Source organism: Teredinibacter haidensis, from assembly GCF_014211975.1.
Classification (GTDB): Bacteria; Pseudomonadota; Gammaproteobacteria; order Pseudomonadales; family Cellvibrionaceae; genus Teredinibacter; species Teredinibacter haidensis.
Genome location: NZ_CP060084.1, coordinates 1,614,781 through 1,633,985, shown reverse-complemented (window position 1 = coordinate 1,633,985; position 19,205 = coordinate 1,614,781). Strand labels below are relative to the sequence as shown.

At 45.6% G+C, this 19,205-nt stretch carries 10 protein-coding genes; 4 read left to right on the top strand and 6 right to left on the bottom strand.

From position 1 onward, the window contains the following. Nucleotides 1–1,041: 1,041 nt before the first annotated feature. Complete coding sequence (locus H5715_RS06320; protein WP_075187352.1) at nt 1,042–1,515, top strand: hypothetical protein; 474 nt, start codon at nt 1,042–1,044, stop codon at nt 1,513–1,515. Between the two features lie 116 nt (nt 1,516–1,631). Here the strand turns inward: H5715_RS06320 and H5715_RS06315 are convergent, their stop codons facing one another. The 4 genes from H5715_RS06315 to H5715_RS06300 are packed head-to-tail and all read right to left on the bottom strand — an operon-like array spanning nt 1,632 to nt 7,916. Then, nucleotides 1,632–2,906, bottom strand: coding sequence for a TolC family protein (locus tag H5715_RS06315; RefSeq protein ID WP_075187353.1), 1,275 nt, complete (start codon nt 2,904–2,906; stop codon nt 1,632–1,634). Then, entirely contained in the window at nt 2,903–6,193 is a 3,291-nt protein-coding gene (locus tag H5715_RS06310) for an efflux RND transporter permease subunit (protein WP_075187354.1), read from the bottom strand. The genes H5715_RS06315 and H5715_RS06310 overlap by 4 nt, the downstream gene beginning before the upstream one ends. Then, on the bottom strand, nt 6,190–7,284 hold the full coding sequence (locus tag H5715_RS06305; protein ID WP_075187355.1) for an efflux RND transporter periplasmic adaptor subunit: 1,095 nt from the start codon (nt 7,282–7,284) through the stop codon (nt 6,190–6,192). Before H5715_RS06305 ends, H5715_RS06310 begins: the two co-directional genes overlap by 4 nt. Then, nucleotides 7,281–7,916, bottom strand: coding sequence for a TetR/AcrR family transcriptional regulator (locus H5715_RS06300; RefSeq protein ID WP_075187356.1), 636 nt, complete (start codon nt 7,914–7,916; stop codon nt 7,281–7,283). The genes H5715_RS06305 and H5715_RS06300 overlap by 4 nt, the downstream gene beginning before the upstream one ends. Before the next feature lie 424 nt (nt 7,917–8,340). Between H5715_RS06300 and H5715_RS06295 the strand changes: the two genes are divergently transcribed. Continuing rightward, nucleotides 8,341–9,657 carry a hypothetical protein gene (locus H5715_RS06295; protein ID WP_075187357.1) on the top strand — a complete coding sequence of 439 codons (1,317 nt, stop codon included), beginning with the start codon at nt 8,341–8,343 and terminating at the stop codon, nt 9,655–9,657. 49 nt (nt 9,658–9,706) lie between these two features. On the opposite strand, the gene H5715_RS06290 is transcribed toward H5715_RS06295, so the two are convergent. Further along, a complete protein-coding gene (locus H5715_RS06290) occupies nt 9,707–9,955 on the bottom strand; it encodes a hypothetical protein (protein WP_075187358.1) in 249 nt (82 codons plus the stop codon). A 166-nt stretch (nt 9,956–10,121) separates the two neighbouring features. Between H5715_RS06290 and H5715_RS06285 the strand changes: the two genes are divergently transcribed. Next, complete coding sequence (locus H5715_RS06285) at nt 10,122–14,225, top strand: HTH domain-containing protein (RefSeq protein WP_075187359.1); 4,104 nt, start codon at nt 10,122–10,124, stop codon at nt 14,223–14,225. Continuing rightward, nucleotides 14,218–16,092 (top strand): hypothetical protein, encoded by a 1,875-nt coding sequence (locus H5715_RS06280; RefSeq protein WP_075187360.1) that lies wholly within the window; start codon nt 14,218–14,220, stop codon nt 16,090–16,092. The genes H5715_RS06285 and H5715_RS06280 overlap by 8 nt, the downstream gene beginning before the upstream one ends. Nucleotides 16,093–16,613: 521 nt before the next feature. Here H5715_RS06280 and H5715_RS06275 read toward each other — a convergent pair. Next, nucleotides 16,614–18,806 carry a non-reducing end alpha-L-arabinofuranosidase family hydrolase gene (locus H5715_RS06275; protein ID WP_185906607.1) on the bottom strand — a complete coding sequence of 731 codons (2,193 nt, stop codon included), beginning with the start codon at nt 18,804–18,806 and terminating at the stop codon, nt 16,614–16,616. Nucleotides 18,807–19,205: the final 399 nt, after the last annotated feature.

Below are 19,205 nucleotides of genomic sequence, written 5' to 3'. Positions count from 1 at the left end.
TCGGTTTGGCAGGGTGCTTGATTGGTGGTGCTGGTTGTTCAACGTGGCACCAGTGGTTTTTACTTGTTGTGAGGGCGGCATGTGAGGTTGAGTGGCAGCCTTTTTTGAGGCTTATAGTTCTTCTTCAAATTCTAAGCGTGGACGAGAATCAATCATCACTTGTTATGTTTCTGAAGTTTTTCCCTGTTTTAGTGTTTAAAATTAAATGGGGCAACAGCGGGGGCTAATTTTTCTTCGATAATATTATCTCAAAGCTCTTTAGTTTCTACATTTGGGCGGTTAAAGGCTTGGGTGAATTTTGCATCAATATGGGCTCTTTTTGTAACAGGTATAGCATAAGAAAGAGGCAATGCTCACGGTTGTACAGAGCCGATGGTATAGCATTGAGTGTTTTCCACGAATATTTTTTAGACGCAGTATAGCGTTCAATACGAAAGGTGGGGGGTAAGAGCAAGGCGAAATTTTATCGTTGTGGTTTTTTCGAAAAGTGTCTGCGCTACTTTGTGTGCGATTTCGGCACAAAAATTGGTTCAGACGTAGGCCGCTTCCGTGACTAGCTCTTAAGCTTCAGTGTGGGAGCTGACACGTTTGGTATTGCTATGTTTTGAATATGGCGCGGACAGATGGAATGCAAGGGCGTGTACTGCAACCGACGGATGATTAGCTAATACTGGATGGTTATCCGTACGCGCTATGCGCAATATACTTCAGACCCTGCTCTGCAGGCCGCGCAGAAATATCTGGGCATAATCGGAGGCTTCCGTGGGAATACGGTCACGAAGTTGCTGGCGATGTCTGAGATAATGGCGCAGAGAATCATAGTGAAAATCACGGAAGTTATGGCGAAAGGAAGCTTGCCTCAATGCGTGTGAACAATGATTGTCAGCTGGAATAGTTGTAGTCGCGATTGTAGGCGGGGCTGACGTTTCTGTTTTGTTGCGCCAGCTAACAATTTAGGTAGCTTCCTCTTGTTTTTTTTCTCTTCGGCAGGTAGTTTCCGCTGCTTGTGAACTAAATACAAATAAAGGGAGATATATCAATATGGTTAAATACATCATTACTTCAGCGCTTGTGCTATTTTCACTTTCGGCTTTAAACAGCTATGCGGCGGAGTGTAAAGGGCAGGCGGAATCTAGCTGTGTTGGAAATAGTGCGTGCACCTGGGTCGAGGGTTACAAGAAAAGTGACGGTAACAAAGTAAAGAGCTATTGCCGGTCGAAGGGTAAAGCCGCAGCAGGTAAGGTGTCGAAAGATAAGAAGTCTAAAGAAGAAAATGTGAAAAATGTAGCCAAAGAGAAAAAGCAAAAGGCTGAGAAGGCCACTAATACAAAATCCAAAGATGCAAAAGCTAAGCTGGCAGCAGGGGAAGAGAAAGCCAAAGCTAAGAAAGAAAATGCTAAAGCTAGCGATGTGAAGAAAAAAGCAAAAAAAGAAAAGTCTAAAGCTAAAGATAAGGTGAAGGATAAAGCGAAGGATAAAGCGAAGGATAAAAAGAAAGACAAGAAGTCGAACTAATCGACAGTAAAAAAGGGGAACGAAAGCTCCCCTTTTTTTGAGTTCGAAGACCGCTCGAAAGAGTATGCGTATAACTCATGGATAGTTACACTGAATTTTGCAGGCTCGGGCTAAAGTTATAATGCACTGGTGGCCCTTTGCAATGAATAGTAGTCAATGATCTCATCGTAGAGCGAGTTGTAGAGATTCATTTGACTGTTCGCCCTTAGTGTTTCAGCGTCCAACACTTCTGTGTGGGAAATCAAACCATTAATATAGCGGTCACGCACCACCTGCAAGTTTTCCTGAGCCTGATCTACAGCAGACAATGCAACGCTGCGGCGATTACGAGCCTCATCCACTGCCAACCAAGACTGTTTAACGTGTAGCTGTATCATTGATAGTAACTCGCGCTTTTGCGCTGATAATGCAGATGCTTGCTTAATGACCGCTCGGGATTTTGACGAGGTTGCGCCACCATCAAATAAATTCCATTTTACTACCAGCCCAGCCATCCACTGTGAATCGTTGGTTAAGTATTTGTCTTGCTGATATCCATATCCGCCGGTAATTGCCAGCTGTGGCAAATTTGCCCCTTTGATGGATTTTGCCTGTAGCTGCAACGCTTCTATTTTTTTATCCAATGATGACAATTCACTACTGTTTTGGATGCCGGTTTCCGTTAACTCGGCCAAACTACGGTTAACGTTGACTTCCTTCAGTTTGTCGAGCGCGACGGTGTTATCTAATGGGCGACCTAGTAGGCGGTTATAATTGGCTTTTGCAATTTCTAATGAGTTTTGTGCGGCGATAAGCCGCTGCCGTGCTTCTTGTAACGTTACCGTTACGCTTAATAGATCATTTCTGACGACCAGGCCTTGTTGATTCAAACGTTCGACATCATCTTTATGAGCTTGCAGGCTAACGACATGGCTTTGGGCAACGTCAACCCAGTGTGATGCCCGCGATACCCCGACGTAAGCCACAACTACACTCATTTTTAAATTTTGTGTCTGGCTGTGTTGATCAAAAGTGGCGGCAATTACCGCTGCTTTAGCGGCATCGATTCCATAGGAGATCTGGCCTCCTGTGTAAAGCGGCATAGTGACGGCTGCCTGGTAGCCGAAACTTTGCCGTTCGGCAAAATTGGCTTCTGCACCAGCAAATTCCAAGGCTAGATCGTGGGAGAATGCCATGTAATTCGCTCCCACCGAAAGGGAAGGCCGCGCCATTGCTTTGGTGGCATCCAGGCTGGCTTGTGCGGATTCAGTGGCAGCCTGGGTCGCTTTAATGGTGTGATTGTTGCTCAGCGCTATAGTCCACGCTTGAGCCAAGTTCTCGGCATTAGCGCTTGCGGTGCAGAGCAGGGCGGCAGTTAAAAGGTAGGCCAGCGGTTTTTTTCGGAATATCATGACATTGCCTCCTGTTTAGAATCTGCTTGTTCGACAATTGGGTAGCGGCTGTAAAACAGATATAGAAGCAGGGGAACAATGACCAGTGTGAGCACTGTTGAGGACAGGGTGCCGAAGATCAGTGATATCGCCAGGCCACTGAAAACAGGGTCGGTTAACATGACCATACTGCCGAAGATGATGGCCAGCGCTGTCAATAAGATTGGCCGTAGCCTTACCGCCCCGGCTTGTAAGATGGCTTGCCGTAATGGCATTCCTTTTTGCAGGTAGTCGATAACAAAATCAATTAATAGCAGTGAGTTTCGCACCACGATTCCGGCCAGAGCTACAATGCCCACTAACGAAGATGCCGAAAATTGTTGATGCAGTAACCAGTGTCCTGGAAATATTCCCACAAGTCCCAGCGGGATCGCAGCCATGGCAATAACAGGCAGTAAAAAGGAACGATAGTAGGCAACCAAGATCAGAAATATCGCCGATAAGGCCATTGTTAGTGCTGCAATCAAATCGCGGTAAGCATTTAAGGTCATTCTGATTTCACCGCCCCATAACAGCTGGAATTTTCCTTTGGTTAGATCTGGAACCGTTTCTTCAAAACCTAAATTTCCGGTTGTTAACTGTTCGCCATTCGCTAAGTCCATATTGTTAAGGTGTTGGTTCAGCTCCAATACGGCATACGCCGGGGCTGTGTGGCCAAGCTCTCCGCCAACGATGCTTACACGCACACCATCTTTATGCTGGATGGGGTAATCGGCTATATCCTGATGGACTTTAACCAAGGTTGATAATGGAATACGCGATCCTTGGGGATTCATCAACGTTATGCCAGACAATAGTGCGGGATCGATCTGATAACGTTGGGGTATTTGCAATTGAATCGGCAGCGGGTTTCGCTCGCCTTCAATGTGGGCAACGCCCAGTTGTTCACCGTTTATCAGCCGCCGTAACGCTACGGCTACCTGGGCGCTAGTGATGCCCGACAAAGCCGCCTTTTCACGGTCTAGTGTTAATCGATACTGCTTTACATCGCTGACTTCTGATGAGTTGGTTTCCACCATGTCATAGGTGTTTCTGAACTGCTGTCTAACGTTGTTGGACACTGTCCGCAGTTGTTCTAAATCTTGACTGTAAATCTCTGCCAGTATTGTTGCTCGTACCGGTGGGCCTGGCGGGTCTTCTACTACTTGGATGGTTGCTCCCGGATAGTTGGTGTTTAGCGCTGCTAGCTGCTTACGTAATTCCCTGGCAAGTACAATTGACGATGTTTTTCTGCTTTTTTTGTCCGTGATATTGACTCGTATGGCCGCTACATGAGGGCCGGTTTTATTACTGTTGCCCCGTAGCATACTGTTGAAATCGGGCACTCCTGTTTCGCCCAGCCAGCTCTGATAATTCAATACCTCCGGAACCGTGCGCAGGATTTCTCCGACATTGCGTACGAGGCGGTCGGTGACTTCCAGCGGGGTGCTTTCGGGCATATCGATCGTAATATTGAAGGTGTTCTTGTTGTCTTTCGGGAGTAGGCTCATCTCAACGCCGAGCCAAGATTGTGGGCCCGAGACTCCTGCAGGACGAATGAATTGCCAAAGAGGTTGCAGCAGTGATAGGGCCATCGCCAGTGCTACCGCAATTAAGACTTTGTTACGCAATTTTCTGCAGTCGATAATCGGCGCAACGGCAGCGTAGTAGAAACGGGACAGTCGCGATGATGATGGGGTGTCGCCTGCGGTATGCCCACCCGCTTTTACCCAGCGGTTAGCTGCCCACGGCACTATGCTATAAGCGACCAGCAGGGAGGCGGCCATGGCAACCGGAACGGTAAATCCAATGGGGTAGAAATATTGCTTTGGCATACCCGTGAGGGCGGGGATTAGCGAATAAAATACAGTCATTACCGCTAGAGTGGCCAGATTAGTAGGGTTGCCAATTTCATTGACAGAGATTACCGACACCCATGACTTACTGCGGCCGTTGAGGTTGGTGTAATTTCGGTGGATATTTTCGATGACGACAATGGCCGCATCTACTAACAGTCCCAGTGACAAAATTAAACCAAACAGTGTCACTCTATTAATGGTCAACCCGGCAAAATTCACCGCTGCCAGCGTTAATGCCAAGATCATCGGTACGGTGATTCCGACGATCAGCGCTTCCTTAAAACCAAGAAATAATGCGGTCACGACAAATACTGCCAGCACTGCGATGCCAAGGTGTTCTATTAAAGTATTTACCGCATCATCAGCTTTTTTGCCATCATTGCGGGTGACCACCACATCGATGCCTTCAGGGACAAGCTGGTGCTTCATGCGTTCTATTCGCTGTATAACATCTCGTGCAAAAAATACGGCATTCGTACCGTGTTTTTTGGCAATTGCGAGAGTGATAGCGGGTATTTCTGGTTGTTCTGTGTGGCCGAATTTTGCGTTGGCGGGGCCATAGGCAAAACGACTGACTTGGCTGCGCTGCTCGTCTGGGCCATCAACGATTTGGGCTACATCACCTAAATATAACGGTCGGTTTTGATAGTGTCCCACCACGAGATGATTGAGTTCATTCGCCGAAGAGATAAAGCCATCAAACGTCACGTTATGCACACTTCCCGACTGCACCAGTGACCCGAGCGGCGATGAGATATTATCTGCGCTGATCAGCAGCCGGATCTGATCAAATGTTACGCCATAGGCCTGCATACGCTGGGGATCAAGTTCAATTCTCAGTTCGCGGTCACGGCCGCCACGGACGTACGTTGTGGAGACGGATTCAAGGCTGAGCAATCCTTCTATCATCCTATCGGCGATGCGTTTCATCGCATAGTCGTCATATTTTTCTGACGCCAGGGTAACCGTAACCACTGGCACATCATCAGCATCGGCACTGTGGATCTGCGGTTGTCCCGCCGATGGCGGTAATTTGTTGCGCTCGCCCAATACCCGGTCATAAAGTTTGACAAGGGATTTTTCTTTGTCTTCCCCGACATTGAACTGGACCATCAGAACGCCGACCGAATTCATTGCCGTGGCATAGGTATGATCGACGCCGGGGATTTGATTAACAATGCTCTCCAGTGGGCGGATTATCTGAGCTTCAACTTCTGCAGGAGAAGCTCCGGGCAGCATCACCTGCACCATGGCTGCAGGCATTGAGATCTGTGGGTTTTCTTCTCTGGGTGTTGTGTAAACGGCGAAAACGCCCAAAAGAGTGCATGTCAGCATTAGCAGCAGCGTTAGTTTGGAGGTGACAAAGGTTTGGGCCAAACGTCCTGCAAAATTAAGTTTACTGTCGCTCATTTTGGAGCCTCAGTAACCAATACTTTTTCTACGCTTTCGGTAACCGTTACTTTTTCGCCATCCCGGAGTCTCGATGCGGTATCCGACACAATCATTTCGCCGCCGCTTAGGCCTGCGGTTACTTCAATGTTGTCATCCCAACGTCTGCCGAGACGCAACCAATGGAAGCGGACAATGCTGTCACTGTCGACCACAAAAACGCCTTTAAGACCGCCGCGTTCGACCAGAGTATTCTCCGGAATATAAGGTTCATTTTTTGTGCTGATGCGAAACGTCGCGCGCCCAAACATGCCTGACATTAGTTTGGCGTCATTCGGCAAACTGATTTTTGCCAGATAACTGTGCGTCACTGGATCTGCCGCAGGTACTAGATGGGTAACGGCTCCGGTGTGGCTTTGGGGGTTTTGGTCAAGCCTGACCTGAACCTGCATTCCGGGGGCAACAGAAGCCATAAAATCTTCGGTGATATAGGTCTGAAACAACATGCCACCCCGTGACTGGATGGCGAGGATTGGAACACCGGGCAACGCCATATCGCCCTCGTGTTTTATTTTGGCAATAACATAGCCACTTACCGGTGCTTTAATATCGATGTAATTCAATTGCGCCTTGGCCGCGGAAAGTGCTGCTTTAGTAGAGTTCAGCATTTCCTTAGCCGCGTCACGTTTCAATTTTATTTTGCGGAATTCATTGTCGGAAGCACTGCCTCGCTGCAGTAAATTTTGAAACTTTTCAAAATCGAGCTGAGCATCATTAAATGCAGCCTGTGCGGTGCTCGCTGCTGCGCTTGCCTGGTGAATGGCACCATCGATGTCGGCGCTATCCAGTCGCACCAGAATTTGTCCCTGTTCGACTTTATCCCCTTCCTTTACAGAGATTTTCTTAATGTAACCCGTAAGCCGGGAAGTAATATCTAGCTGTTGATCTGATACCACAGTACCAACCGTTGAATACTCCAGCGGCACTCCTGTTTTTACCTCTACAAGCATCACAAGTTGTTGTTCTGTAGCGTCAGTGAGATATTGGTTCTGTTGTTGATCACAACCTGCTAGGGCAACCAATAAAGCCGCAGACAATACAAATCTAGTCATTTGGGTTTCCTGTTTTTCAGACTTAACGTGTTAGTGGCATCATCGTTAATGCCGAGAGATATAAAGTTGAGCACATGGCTACTCAACTTATCGGGTTGAAGATTGGTTGGATCAAATCCAGGCAGGAAGCTAGCAGCATTAGCACTTTGAAAAGGGAAAAGGCATAAGCTCATCATGGAAATTGTCAGTTGATGAGGGTCTAAATGCGGGCCTATCTTGCTGGCTAGATCGTAAAATATGGAAAAAATATCATGGAATACGCTGTTGCCAAGTTGACGCATTCTTTCCTCATTCTCATCCATTAATATTTGCTGTAGTAGCCGCCAAAAACTTTCGTTGGCGGAAAGGGTTCTGATGAGTTCCGTTAAAACGGCAGATAGCTGATCCCAGGGTTCACCGTGAGAATCTTTAGCACGCTTCAAGCTAGCAGAAACACCGTGGCAAACATGCTGAATCACGCCCAGGTACAGCTGGTCCTTGTCTTTAAAGTGGTAATACAAGGCCGCCGGTGTACAACCCAAGTGTTGGGCAACGTCTCTCATCGAAACACCGCTGTATCCTTTTTTTGAAAAAAGTACAGTGCTGGCCTCCAGAATGCTGTCCCTAATATTGGTTCTTGATTGCTTCGCCATTTATCATCCCACCAGTTAACTTAACGAACGTTCAGTAAACTTTAATGCTAAAAATGCCCGCAGGCAAGTGAATTTTTCAGTTTTGATAGCGGAGAAACCCATTCTGATGGCACGTAAGGCAACGCAAGACCCAGCCGTTATAATGAGGGGAATCGCAGGGTTTAATCGGTATAAGGGGGCATAGGGACGTTATTTTCGGAAGCTTGCTGTGATAGGTAAACTGGCTCGAAGAGCGCATGTGGATTCACCCATTTCTTGGCAGGCCCGTTCACCCATATTTTGGCAAGATTGGGCTAAAAATTGACCAGTGTGTTCGAAATGGATAGCGGGTTTGACCCAGTTCACCTATATAATGGCATAAACAGCAGATAATAAACCCATAACTTGGCAGTCATAAGTAATTGTTTTATATGGATATTTCAATATGAGGCAGGAAGACGTAGCAATTTTAGTGAATGAATTTAAACAAGCCAGAGACTTCGATGGTGTTTTTACTGCATGGCATAAAAACAGAGCCATTTTAAAAGGCGCAACGGTTGTCTATGGCTTTGATGATATCGGATCTCAATCGCCCCTTAAGCCGATTTCTGGAGCTATTGAACAGGGGCAGTATCATGTGCGAAGCATTTTTTCTAAGAAAAATGTTTATTATTTCAACGAAAAAATTATGCGAGAAGTATTCACAAGTGATCGAGCTGTAATTCCCTCCGTCCCCATCGCATATCTTGACACGCAAATTGCCAAATACGCACTCAGATACATCAGCGACTTAAAGCAAAAAAAACCGGAGAAAAGGAAGTTTATTAATAGTGATCTTGGTCAGAGCTTTAAAAACCTGATTTCGGATCTGTACGATGCAGATGTGATGCTTGATTTTACGTTCTTTATTTATGAAAACTACGGGAATTTTTTGGCTGGTGAGGAAAAATCAATTAGAGACCAACTATTTGCATTGAACAAGTTTTCAGATGCGAATAAAGAATATTTTAAGGAAGCTGGTGATGTTAGGTATGAGTACTCTAATGATACGCTTAGGGAGAGAGTTGAAGGATCAATGTCTCTATTCTCAAATGATACCTTCGTACAAGATCTTGAGGAAAGGGAATATCTCCAGACGCTCATCGCTTGTTTGATATTGAAAACTATTCAGCTTCGATATAGCGAGATTTCCAAAGAAGAAAAAGTGATAGGGTTGGTCAAATTTTGTGATAGAACCCTTTCTGGTATATTTTATCGAGAACTTATAGTGTGCACTCTTTGGCTTTATGGGGAATCACTCAGTTTTTTTGAGCCGGTTAACAGAAACGCAAAGCCTGCAAAAATTGCTTCTATTGTTAATGGAATGGCATGGGATTTTATTCTAATCAGAAATGTCGAACGAGGCTCTGCGACTAAAGAAAAAGCTAAAAACTATGAGTTTATCCCGGAAGGGATATATCCAGAAGCCGAATTTTTCTGTTTTCCGATGTACGTCTCTTTTGATCGTAGGATGGTAGAAGTAAACGATCTATTTAAGTACAAAGGCTTAATAATACCTGATAGAACAGTACATGATAAGTACATACCTATTGCCGAGGAATCTCACGATAATAGACTCGAATCGATTATTGGCTCCGAGTTAAACAGCGAAATATTTAGCCCAGAATCATCTAGTCGCCGAGAGGGGAATCGACCGTCACTTTTTCAGGCTGTGTCGCTTAGACGAAGACTGGAGTACAAGGTTGTCGAGATTTTTTCATGACAACGTTGCTTTTTAACTGGCACTACTGGATGTATAATAATTTATTATTCTAGTTGTTATCATCCCGATATTTGATAATGTCATCAGGTATTTCAATATCTTTAACTTTTTCAAAATAGCTTGCTAAGTTGTCAAATTCTTTATTGCTTAGCTTAATGTTGGTGTGTTGCTCGATAATACTTGGCACAGAGTTGGTTGCGCGCCACAAATTGCACCTTTCTTCTTCTGAAAGTGTGAGAACTTGGGTAAGCTGGTTGAATACGCTTAAGAGTGGTGGGCCTTTATGTCCATTCGCCATGGCGGAGTTGTAACAAGACTGAATCCTTGCTTCTGCAGCGTTCGTGATTGCTGAAGACCATGGCTTCGTCGAAGCTGTTCGAGCTTGCGGCCGAGTGGGGTCATGACGATACTGCAGCCTTAAGCCATTGAATAAGAAAATACCCTCAGGAAGGAATTAGACCACCATGAACACTGGTTGGGACGTTGTGCGGGAAAACATAAAATTTTTGGTTGCACTATTTAGACCTTCATTAGCGAAAGCATTAAGTGTGCCTCTGTTATTGACAGGAATAAGTATCCTTAATCCTCCTTTGTGGCTGGATATTCTAAATTGGTTTTTGAGTAATCAGAAGGTTCTTCCAGAATATAGCGGGTCAATATCTACTCCAATGTACATAACTGGCTGGGTGCTAATCGGCTTAAGTATTGTGATTTATTTGATTGATGTCTGGCTTCAAGTTAAATCAATGCGCCAGGACAGCGAAAAAAAGCTACTGGATGTCGTCAAGGATCATCCAAAACAAACAGCAGATTTGGTAGTTGATAAAATTCGAAGCGCATGGTTTACAGCTCAACACCTTCAAGACGAAAAAATAGAGAAGCTTGCTCACGAAATTACCTCACTGCGATTTTTCGGTTCGTTTCCTAAGGAAGAAAAGGCGATCGCTTTAGCAGAAAGCGTTATTGATGGAGAGTTGTCCGGCGGCACCCCTCAAGCAAAAGCCAAGACACTGGCACTACTGGCAAGGTACTTGTGCGTGGGGGAAAGAGTTGAGCAGGCGAAAAGCTGGTTATCAAGCTCTAAAAAACTGTGCCAAACGGAGGAGGCGGTAATAGCACAGGCCTTTTTTGATGCGATTGGATCGAACGATGTAGAGGCGGCGTCTGGTTTGTTTAAGGCAAGTGGCCCATCGAATTATGCCGCCTTCTTCATGGTTAAAAAAACAGTGGAGGGAAACGAAGCTGCTTTTGACTGGCTTGACGGTGCAGGTTTAAGTGTTCAGGACTTAGATAACGATGGAAAAGTTGTTTTAGTTTCTGCGTTACTCTCAGAGCATCAATGGGAAAAGGCTTTAAATGTTGTAAAGTCTGTAGGCGATGAATCCTTGTCTATGTCTCCAGCGCTGGCTCAGCTTTCTGCATTTACGTTCTTGGTAAACGCAATTCAGGCCGTTGAGCTCCGTGAGAGTGTGTTGACTTATATTCCCTTCGCGGCAGATAGGTTTCCACTGGCAGATGATTCTGAATCTATAGTGCTTAGAACTCGCGCTGTCGAGCTATTTAAAATCTGTTCGGGTCTTGCAAGGCATCTCGGTGCTGAAGATGTCGCGAATATAGCGGATAGCTATGTGCTGTGGTTAGAGCTAAGAAACAGTGAAACATACGAACAGGCAAAGGCACAGCTTCAGAGTTACTTCATTAGTTACACTCAAAAAACGCTTGAGTATCTACCATTAGCATTTGCGTTTGGAATTGATATTGATTATGAGTCTATTGAAAATGAGGTTGATAGGCGGACAGCGCTAAGCCATGGTAATGATCCAATTCTTGGTTTAGCCAGGTTTGTATTGGCACACACAAAAAAGTCATTCCCGGCAGTGGTGGAATATATTGCCAGCCACAGACATCAAATGAAAAAAGCCGTTAATCCCGTTGCTGTTGGCATGCTTGAAATAGAGGCATTGGCGCGGTCTGGGCTGGTGGATGATGCAGAACAGCTCCTGCAAAAGATAGAGGGTTCGGGGGCACCTGAAGCTGAAGTAAGGAGTCTGAAAAATATCATTGAGTCAGCTAAGGGTAAAGATCCAGTTGCATTAGCCATAAACCAATATCAACAAAGTAAAGCTACAAATGACCTTTCTCATTTGGTTAATTTACTGGAAAGAGAAAACCTTGGAGATAGATATTACTCATATTGCCGGGAACTATTTGATCGCACTGGCCAGGAATCGGATGCTATCAGAGTCTGTAATGCCGCCTCTTCGCTTGGAAAATTTTCTGAGCTTCATCAATTTCTGTCAGATAAGAAGGATCTCGTTAAGAGAAGCGAGGGATTGCAGGCTCACTGGGCTTGGTCTCTATTTAGAAAGGGGGACCTAAGTGGTGCCCATGAACAGATTGCACTGTTGAGGCAATCTAAATCACAACTACTTGACCTTAAAACGCTTGAAATCAATTTGTCTATATTCGGTGGTGACTGGGAATCCCTTAGCGTTTTTGTGGAGGATAGCTGGAATAGCCGGGAGGAGTTGAAGGCCGATGATCTTTTACAGGCCGCCCAGTTAGCTAAGGCCGTTTCCCCAGGTCGAGCGAGGCAAATAGTAGAGTTTTGTACTGGTAAATATACTGAAGATCCTCAAGTGTTAGCGGCATCGTACTTTACGGCGACCACGATGGGCTGGGAGGACAATCAAAAAACATCTGAGTGGCTCAATAAAGCGATGGTTCTCTCCAATGACGATGGCCCATTGCATAGGGCTTCATTAGAAGACTTAAACGAGATGATGTCTGAAGCCAGGGAGAAAAATGAGAAGGTTTATAAAGCCTATATTGATGGTGATGCGCCTGTTTATACAGTGGCGGAGCTATTGAACAGGACGATGTCTGACTTTTATCTGGTTCAGCCCCAGGAAAACAAAAGCGCGAAAGATATACGGCGGAAAAATTTAGTCCCGATATTTCATGGTGCTAGGTCGGATCAGATTACTGATAGTGAGACGATTGCCATCGATGCCTCCAGTGCGCTGGTTATGGAGGATATAGGGCAACTACATCATTTGTTTGATTGCTTCAAGAGAATTGTTATCCCTCACTCGTTCATGCGCTGGTTGTTTGAAGAAAAGCAAAAAGTTGCTTTTCACCAGCCGAGCCAGATCGAAAAGGCAAAATATTTTGAGCGGCTGGTATCTGACGGCAGAATTTCAGTTTTTCATCCAAAAACAATCAACAACCCTGGGCTGGCGCTGGATGTAGGTGATGAGCTTGCTTGTATGCTTGAGGAGGCACACGCGAATCCTACAAATGAATCGCAGGCATTGGTAGTCTGTTCCTGCCCTGTGTATAAGGTCGGTGGCTCCTTCAGGGAGGTGGAAGTTGACCTTTCTTCATTTAACCACAGTGTGATTTCATGCACACAATTAATTAAAAAACTCGAAGGTCTGGCAGTAATAACGGAAGCTCAGTGTGGTAAAGCCTTAAATTACCTGCGCCAACACGAGAAAGAGTGGCCTACCGATCTTGAAGTAGCAAGTGGTGCAATATTATTTCTCGATTCACTGTCAATTACCTATTTAATGACCGTTGAAATGCTCGACAAGCTCAGCGAGGCCGGGTTCGAAGTGTATGTCTTTAAAGGGGAGCGGGATAGGTATAGGTCGCTGATAAACTACGATTCAACCATCGAGCTGGCAGATTCGAAAATAGAAAATATAAGGAAGCTGTTTTCTAATGGGCTTACATCTGGGAAAGTGATTCTTGCTGAAATGCCGTTAAATAAAAACCAAGTGGCTGTTGCCTCTAAGAATAATTATGCCAGGCCAACAGAAGAACTTTTTGAGACGCTGAAAGTATGCGATGCAGCTTTGATAGATGATCGATTTATGAACAGGCATCGAAATATTACATTTGATGGAAGAACGGTACCAATTTTTACATCACTAGACTTTATCGATACGCTACACCACAAAGGACTTATTTCTCAAGAACAGAAGCTTGATGCCAGAACATCGCTTCGGGAGTTTGGGTTTGAGTTTGTTGGCATTTCTGCTGAAGAGCTTGAATATCACCTAAATCACTCGGTTATGGTAAATGGTGAGTTTAAGCCAACTAAACAGCTAAAACTGATAAGAGAAAATCTGCTTTTGATCAGGATTAGTGGTCTAGTTCAGCTCCCGCGAGATGCGCAGTGGCTACACGAAACAACGAAAACGATTGCACAAGCCATAAGGGCTCAGTGGTCGGCAGATATTCCACTCGAACTAAGCCGTGTCAGATCTTGCTGGCTTTATGAGCTGATGGGCTATCGGGAGTGGGCTCAGACCCACCAAATAAGGGGCGATGGAGGGATGGCCTATTTGGGTGAGGTTTTAAAGGTGAATTCCATGTTGATTGCACCGGAGTCTTTATCTGATGAGCAAAAGGATGGCTACAAAGCATGGTTAGATGAGTTTGTTCTGGGGCCGCTGAGGGATATCGATCCATGGAGTTTTAAGAATGTGGTTGATTCGATGAAACAGCAGGTTAAAAGCATTTCTCAACATTCGACATTGGAGGAAGAGTTGGATGGCTAACTCTGATTCTATGCGTGCTTTTATGGCCTCCCATGTTATCAATTTATTCCCCAGCCTGGTAAGGGCTGAACTATTATCTGATTCTAAGTTGTTGGAAGAGCTGGCTCTTGCGACAGATGCCACAGTCAGTTTTGGTGATAAAGATATAGCCTTTTCCAGAAGTGCTCTCTTTAAGGCTATTCGCAGTGCTTTTGAAAATATCGAGGAAGAATTTTTTCTGGAGGATATTAATGGCAATCCTTGGTCTCTACTCCATCATCCGGGTGAACGTCCAGCCTTTTCCTTAACCAAGGGTGATTTGCAGATACTTAATGATAGTTTTTGGCCGCTTTGTTCTGATGCGGACAGGCGGTTAAGCCTATTTGAGGCAGAAGCGAAGGGTAGATCGCTTTCCAAAGAGGAGCTGGAACGTTTGGGGGCAGTGCTTTCGGCATCAATAATCAGTGATAATGACGTATCAGATTTGTTGCTTGATTTGGATTGCTCGCCAAGTCACATTGAGGCTCTGTTAAGGCAGGAGTTTCAGGGCCCATCAAATAAAGTTTCCACGCTAGTTTCAAGTGATATTCGCTATTACGAAAGGCTTGTGGGGAAATATTGCGGGAGTAACAATATTGATGAGTATTGTAAGGTCGAGCTAAAACAGTATTTTGACAGCAGAATAGAAAGTGGAGTGACTGAGAACGATTTTTTGATGTGCATTCACAAGTCTATATCAGCAGTCGTTTCCAATGGCCTTGTTGACGAGGCTTCGTATCAGTCAATAGCAAACCGGGCAATCGAAACCTGCCACCCAATACTTTTAATATCATGCCTCGAAGTAGGCATACTGAAATTCAAGGATTCATCAGCCGCGATTATTAAAAAGCTGTTTGAACGCATATCTTCTGCCAAAACGTTAAATAACCTACGCCTGTTTTGCTCAATGGCAGTTTTTGTTGATGGCGAACTGGCGCGATTGAAGATATTCAAAGGAATGCCACCATTCTACAGGCGCCTTGCTTCATTCGCCCAGTCAGCCTTAATTGTTAAAGTGGCGCTGGAAGAGGGCGTTGCTTTTGACAAAGTTGAGCAGTGGGCTTCTCAGCAAAGGGGGCTTTACTTTTTCTGCCAAAGCTTTATCGATTTAATAGAAGAGCCAAGGTGGCTGCCGACTTACTTAACCGCAGAGCAATTTATTAATGAACTGTATGGGCGGGTAAATGTCGCGTGTCAAGAGCCCGATAAGTGTGAGGCGGTTGAATATCTTCAAAAGGAGCTTACGCCTGGTTCGCGATTGAATATGCACTCGTTCTTGCCTGGGCCATTGGAAGGTAACTCTGCACCAGCGGTTGTGCCGGATGAAATCTCAAATTTGCTTGCTAAGCATATCAACGGCGAAGCGTCATTTGAGTCCTACCGGGTTTTGATGAATTCAGCTCCCTTCTGGAAAATTGATGACGAATATTTGGAGCGTGTAGTTTCGCTACTCGAAAGCGCACAGCACAAGTTGGCAGCGGTTAACGACAAGGATTCTGTCTACCAGGTGTTAAACGGACTGGCTCAGGTTGCCTGTATGTCCAGAAGTAAAAAGCTTGCTGTATCGGTGACGATCTTAAGCCGACTATATCGGGACTATATTGATGTGGATTCTGAGCCCGAAAACTATCTGGCAATAGGTGTTGTGGCGGGAGCAGCCTTTGAGGATAAAGATGGTTGGGCAGAATATATAGGGCAATGGTGCACAGAATTGGCGTATCTGCCAATCAGTGAAGACGCCATTACGAGATTAGAGGCTATGCTTGAAAGGTTTTGTATCTTGGAGCCTTATTTGTATCATACTTGTTCAAAAGCCCTCGACATATTTAAGATGCTTAACAGTAAATAAAACTCGGTTTTGGGGTCTATGATTTCGGATTTAATCAATGTTCGTTGCCAGAAATTCGGAGTTACAGTACGCGTCTCGCATGGACGTTTGCTGCCAGTCATGTCTTTATTCCCCTCGCGCTGATATAAATCAATATGGGCGTGATTGACGATTTACGCACAAGATGATCGAAGACATGAAGCTAAGCTGAGCATGCTGGGGCTATAGTTTGGACAATAAAAAAGCCCAGCAACTCTATATTGCTGGGCTTTTTAACGCATAAAGCCTCGTTTTACCATAATTTGGCAGTGGACTTTTTTTACCATAACTTGGCAATAGCGCCATATTATGGGTGAATCCACACGCATATTTAGCGCAAGTTTGAGGCTGCCGACCGGAGTTGGAATGGGCCGGAAGGGGACGGGCGCCAAGGGAATACTTTACCGCTGTATAGGTCTGGGGTTGAATTTTAGCCTTGCCCATGAATAAGTCCCCGCTAGGTGGTGAGGACGTATTCATGGGCTAGACAGGTATAGCCGGAATTAATTAGCTTCCAGTAGCCCAAGCTTATAGGGCCTTTCATCGTATGAGCCGCTGTGGCCACTCAAATCCACTCCCTGATACAAAAATTTCATATTACAGGCATCAAGCTCCATTTTCTCGTCGTAGCCGGCCCGTACCAGTTCGCCATGGCTGATCTGTTGTGACCATTGGCCATTCGGGAAGGTGACGTTGTTGAGACCTGCAAATGGATCACTTTCCGATGTTTTATAGGCTTCCCAAGGCCCATCTAAACTGGTGGAGGTCCAGGCTCGATACAAGCGTCGACTTTCGGAGGTACCCCAGCCTTCAACCATCAGAAGATATTTATCGGTACCTTTAACCTTGTACACATTTCCTGCCTCGAAGACGATACTTTGTCCGCCACTGCCCGAGATGTTAGCTGTTTGAACTTGGTTAATATCAAAGTTCGGGAAGTTGCCGACCGAGGTTTTAACGTAGTACATGACGCCGTCATCTTTAAAGAAGTACATGTAACAGTTGGCATCATCACATATGACCCAATAATCAAGCGCACCCGCATGGCCGCCGCTAGTGCTAGGCCAAAATGCTTGGGGAGCTGTCCAGCTACTGGGGTCATTAATGTTGGTTGTTGTTGTGTACTTGGCATTCCACTGGGTAACGATGTACCACTTGTTTTGCGGCGAGAAAAAGAATACCTGAGGTGCGACAGTTGAGCTGCCGCCAGGAGAAAAGCTCGTGTGAGTTGCTGAAGATGCCTGGCTAAAATCAGAGAAATTGAGATAGATGGATCGATAGGAGCCAGATGTGTAAGCGGTAGCGAATACGTGATACTTGTTATCGTAGTAAACGATAGACGGATCCTTCACATTCGAAGCACCGTTTTTTGGTTGGATGATTGCGTCGGTGGAGGTCCAGCTCAAATTGCTAGGTAGATCGCAACCGTCAGGTTCGGACGGCTGGACAAATACGCCACCATCATTGGAGTAAATGGCAAGGCCACTGATTGTTGCATTATCGAGACTAGCCGTAAGTTCTATTGTTAGCTTTTCGTCAGCCACATTCACACTTGGCACAATAACATCGAAAGCTGTTTGGGGGCCGACATCGGCGTATAGGTCTTTATCGGTAAGTACCGGTTGCCCTTCCACCGATACACTGAAGTAACGGCTGTCGGAGGCCGTTTGATACAGTTCAGCAAAGTGTAATTCTACGGTGTAGGTGGCGTTAGTAACTGGGATCTCGTATGTGACCGTGCCGTAACGCTCGCTTTGGTAAAGGGCGTCTGCCGTTGTTCCGTCAATCGCATTAGTCGTGGGATTGGCTGTTCCACCAGAGTAGAAGTTGTCTGCATTGTAGGCAACGTCGCCAATCGTCAAGGCAGCTCCTCCGGCGTTTACGGCGTAGACGAGGATCGAGCCGACAGGGATTCCAGCGGAGCTTGAAGAGCTGCTCGATGAACTAGAATTTGAGCTGCTGGAAGAGCTGCTACTGGAGGAACTTGAGCTGGACGAATTCGTACACGTCTCGACAATACCACCGTTGCCCGACTGGCTTTCACAGGTTGTTGAGCCGATACAGCTTTGGTTGTTTTCCCAACCCCAGCCTGAAGTTTGGTTTTCACACAAAGGATGAGTTTCACCGTACCAGTCACACTGAATAACACAGGCGCCTCCATTACTTGAACTGCTGCTGGAACTACTCAAGCTAGAGCTGCTACTTGAACTTGAACTTGAATTTGAACTTGAACTTGAACTTGAACTTGAACTTGAACTTGAACTTGAACTTGAACTTGAACTTGAACTTGAACTAGAGCTGCTGCTGGTGCCTCCACAGATATCCCCAAGGAGAGTTGGCGTCGAAGCCGAATCAGCACCTTTGCTCCCCTGGAAACCGAACTCCACGATTCCGCCAGGTGCAATGTTAGCGTTCCAGCCTAGGGGTGTTGCAGTGTAGGGGTTGTTGCCAGAAAGGCTGACATTCCAGCTATTGGTAATAGCGGAACCGTCGCCGTACTCCCAGGAAAGTTCCCACGTTGTTAATGCGGAAGATTCGTTATTGGTAATTCGAACGGCGCCTGTAAAGCCTCCATTCCATTCATTGGTCACTAAGTATTCGCACTGTGCGGCGGATGCTACGGAAGTAAATACCGCAACGAAACCCGTACACAGCAGCGTGGCAACACGCTGAAGTGCCTTATTAATCATCAACATAAAATGCCTCTCTTAAGAAATGGTTAGGTGTTCGTTAGTCGTTAGCTAACATGTGAGGCTCGATTAAAACCACAACCGAACGTCGAGAAAGTGCTTAAGTCTTATGACTCAAACATACGTCCAACAAAAAACAGACATCTCAATTTACAGACATTACAGCGTTTTTGTTCCGTTGGCAGAAACGGCGATTGCCTGCCCAATCCTAGAAAAAATAGGGTTAAGGCGAGCATAGTGAGGTGATGGGAACGGGTGCTTTCCACTCAAGTATTTTCGAGATCATTAATGTTCACTGCGCCATCTGAGGGATTGCGGTGCCGACCACCAGCGTTATTATTGTAAGGCCGTAAATTAACTTAGAATCGTAGCTAAAACAAAAATATACTGTGAATGAGTAGTGAG

Coding starts and splice junctions, on each gene's coding strand:
- H5715_RS06320 (WP_075187352.1), top strand. CDS start 1,042: ATGGTTAAATACATCATTACTTCAGCGCTTGTGCTATTTTCACTTTCG.
- H5715_RS06315 (WP_075187353.1), bottom strand. CDS start 2,906: ATGATATTCCGAAAAAAACCGCTGGCCTACCTTTTAACTGCCGCCCTG.
- H5715_RS06310 (WP_075187354.1), bottom strand. CDS start 6,193: ATGAGCGACAGTAAACTTAATTTTGCAGGACGTTTGGCCCAAACCTTT.
- H5715_RS06305 (WP_075187355.1), bottom strand. CDS start 7,284: ATGACTAGATTTGTATTGTCTGCGGCTTTATTGGTTGCCCTAGCAGGT.
- H5715_RS06300 (WP_075187356.1), bottom strand. CDS start 7,916: ATGGCGAAGCAATCAAGAACCAATATTAGGGACAGCATTCTGGAGGCC.
- H5715_RS06295 (WP_075187357.1), top strand. CDS start 8,341: ATGAGGCAGGAAGACGTAGCAATTTTAGTGAATGAATTTAAACAAGCC.
- H5715_RS06290 (WP_075187358.1), bottom strand. CDS start 9,955: ATGGCGAATGGACATAAAGGCCCACCACTCTTAAGCGTATTCAACCAG.
- H5715_RS06285 (WP_075187359.1), top strand. CDS start 10,122: ATGAACACTGGTTGGGACGTTGTGCGGGAAAACATAAAATTTTTGGTT.
- H5715_RS06280 (WP_075187360.1), top strand. CDS start 14,218: ATGGCTAACTCTGATTCTATGCGTGCTTTTATGGCCTCCCATGTTATC.
- H5715_RS06275 (WP_185906607.1), bottom strand. CDS start 18,806: ATGTTGATGATTAATAAGGCACTTCAGCGTGTTGCCACGCTGCTGTGT.